General features: G+C 38.6%; 2 protein-coding genes. Both read right to left on the bottom strand.

Translation table 11 applies throughout. The features are described from left to right. The coding region (locus Q0L68_RS19335) for an amidohydrolase family protein (protein ID WP_296705887.1) at positions 1-1,138 on the bottom strand (1,138 nt) is incomplete at its 3' end. 110 nt (positions 1,139-1,248) lie between these two features. Next, a complete protein-coding gene (locus Q0L68_RS19330) occupies positions 1,249-2,478 on the bottom strand; it encodes an alpha/beta hydrolase-fold protein (RefSeq protein WP_296705886.1) in 1,230 nt (409 codons plus the stop codon). Positions 2,479-2,671: the final 193 nt, after the last annotated feature.

The raw sequence follows: 2,671 nt of genomic DNA, 5'->3' as shown, positions 1-2,671 counted from the left end.
AAAGCACCTCGGCTGCCGGAATTCCAATTTCTACCATGGCGGCCATTTCTCTATGGATAAAAAAGCCCCCTATTCCTCCACCCAGATAATTATCCAATAATAAAGGTCGATCTGTTCCAACAGTAATTAATCCACCAGCATTGTAATATCTCAGAAGTGTCCCTTGCTTTACCGGATAGATCAATGCACAAAGCTCATTGAATGCGGATGGTTTTACATTCTTTAAAATATTTTCAGTGAATGGTGTGAAGTACTGATTTTCATCTGCCCAATCCTCAAATATGGGAGAATCAACCAAACCGATTGCTCCATAGGTTCCCAGTGTCGCATCAAAATAAACTCCATTTTTGATATACAATTGAATGATTTCTTCCAATCTTGGGTCGGCAGGGTCTAGTTCTTTCAAACTATTATAAGCACTGGTAATAGCTACCAACAAGTCTCCCCCTAAAAAATGCTCTACTCGATCAATCCCCATTTTGATCGCATCCTGAGGATTGACCGAGTTTCTAAATCCAGAATCCAAATGTCCGGTTACGGTAAGATTGTGCTTATGAGCCTGGTCAATTAGAATAGCTAGATGCTCTTTTGTAATCCCTTTAGCTTTGAAACCAAGTGCACCCCTCTTTACCCAATAATCCACCCGATCCCGGATTTGCTGCTCAGTAAAATCAGGATTCCAGTCTGGTGCCGCCGAACCGTAATAGGGTCCTGAATGAAGGATTCTTGGACCAGACCTTTTATCGGTGTCAATTTCCTTCTGTAAATCCCACATCTTTTCCGGCTCAATTTCTCCTGCAGGAAATGTGCTGGTGATTCCATTGGCAAGGAAAATCTTGGGCATTGCCACAGTATCATCAAAGGCTTTATTATCGTAACTGACTCTGTAATGCGCATGCAAATCAATCAAGCCAGGCAAAATATAATCCTCATCTGTCAAGGATAATTCCTTCCAATCTCCAGAATCATGTCCCCTCTGAACGAATAATCCATCTGCCACATATAGGCCTGAATTTTTATAAAAACTTTTACTTTCAGTATCAAACACCCATCCTCCTTTGATCAGGAGATTTTGGGAAAAAGTCTGAAAGCTCCATAGGGACAATAAAAGAGCGGCTAAGGAATATTTTATAATCATTTGATTGATAAAAACTGAAATGAAAAATCAATCAGGAATATACAGAATTTCCTTTTGATAGTATTTGGATTCAATTCTTCCACAACTTTAAAAATTTTACCAGTGATCTCTTATTTGATTTTTCTCTCCAGCTCTTCAATCCTTTCTTGATAATATTCACTTGCACTGATTTCATTGGCTTTCTTTACAAAATCTAAGGCACTAACCAAGTCATTTTCGGCGATAAAATAATCTGCCATAGAATCGTACATATTGGCACTCTTTGGAAAATATTGAATTCCTTGCTCAAAAAACATTTTTGCTTTTTCCATTTGACCTCTATCCATACTCATATAGCCAGACATATTCATTAGATCTTCTGGATAAGGTGGTACCTGATATCCAAAATGAGCCTCTAGCTTATTAGCTCTATAATTTATCAATTCCAAGAGGTTTTCTGGGGTCGTTTCAGGAATATTGAACAATTCAACTCTTTCCATTTGAAACCAATCGAAGAGCGAAATCAGGCCATTACGAAGGGAAGGTAGCGGAACAGTTCCATGAAGATCTTTTGGAAAGAATTCCCAATCATAGTCTAAACCCTTATCTGGATTTGCTCTAAGGAACTCCGAAAAAGCAATATTGCTTCTAGCGAAAAGGGTTAAATCAGAATCATCCTGCATGACACTCTCAAGAGTCATTTCAGGCTTTTGCATGTGAAGCTGACCACTAAGTGAAACATATAATGATTTTCCTTCTAGGCTTTCTTTAGAGAAAAGTTGTTTAGCCTGCTTCAGCATCAATTGATCATCCCAATCCAAACTTGGGTCAATTGCCAGGTAATTCTCAAAAAGTTCAGGTCGATGAAGCAGCGTATTAATTGCAAACAATCCGCCATAAGAATGTCCTATTAGCGACCTGTATCCCGTAACAGGATACATTTTTTCAACATAAGGAATTAATTCCTGAGCAATGAATTCTAAAAAATTCGTCGCTCCTCCATTGGGTTCCCAACTAGGTTCCACAATAGAAGGTGTCAAATCTCTGGTTCTGTTTTGATGATTTGAAACCCCAATAAGGATCATATCGGGGACAAATCCACCAGAGTAAAAATTCTGCGTGACACTAAGTGCAGGCAGCAAATTTTCGCCATCCAAAATGTAGGCAGTTGGATATTTCTTCCCACTTTCAGGATCAAATCCCTCTGGAAACTGCACGTAAAAAACTCTGGACTCGTCTAATACCTTTGAGTAAACAGAGTCTTTTATGCCTATTTGAGAAAAGGATTGGGCTTTTACCTCGCCCATAATACTCAACAAAACAAAAAGACAAAGCAGTGTTTTTTGGTCTAGGTAATTCATTACTAATTAATTAATTCCTTGATGAATAATTTATTTAGCCTCGTCTAGATCAACTTTTCTAATCCAGCTAAGAATAAATGTCGCTGTGTAGCCAAATATGAAAACAAACAATCCAAATAAAGGCGAAAGCAATGTGACTTTTAATCCTCCCGCAACTATAGCTGGATCAGCTCCGCCAGTGGCCTCAAGTGAA

Source organism: Algoriphagus sp. (assembly GCF_024642405.1).
In the GTDB taxonomy this organism is placed as follows: Bacteria; Bacteroidota; Bacteroidia; order Cytophagales; family Cyclobacteriaceae; genus Algoriphagus.
The sequence above is the reverse complement of the archived record's forward strand: the minus strand, read 5'-3'. Positions and strand labels throughout refer to the sequence as shown.